This is a genomic window from Anoxynatronum sibiricum (assembly GCF_039414295.1).
Taxonomy (GTDB): domain Bacteria; phylum Bacillota; class Clostridia; order Peptostreptococcales; family Tindalliaceae; genus Anoxynatronum; species Anoxynatronum sibiricum.
In genome coordinates this window covers 1-335 of record NZ_JBCITM010000076.1, presented here as the reverse complement: position 1 = coordinate 335, position 335 = coordinate 1, and the positions used below count along the sequence as shown (strand labels likewise).

Sequence of the window (335 nt, the reverse complement as noted above, 5' to 3'; positions counted from 1 at the left end):
ACACATTACGGCTTTTCAATCAAATTCTGTAACCCGGGCAGCGGACATGAAAAAGGAAATGTTGAGAACAAGGTTGGCACTATCAGAAGGAACTTGTTTGTGCCAGAACCGACCATTAACCATCTGGAAACGTTTAACCTCGATCTGCTAAAAAAATGTTCCGAACGAAATCAGGGGCAACACTACCGGTTAAAAAAATCGATTGATACACTCTTTGAACAAGAGAAACTCTTGATGGCACCTGTCAATAAAATACCCTTTGACACAGCCAGGTATGAAAGCAGAAAGGTCAATAAGTTTGGTCTTGTTGAGTTTGGAGGCTGTCGTTACTCAGC

General features: G+C 41.8%; 1 pseudogene. It reads left to right on the top strand.

Going from position 1 to position 335, the window contains the following annotated elements:
- Positions 1–335, top strand: a pseudogene (locus AAIG11_RS18020) (IS21 family transposase); the annotation flags it as partial.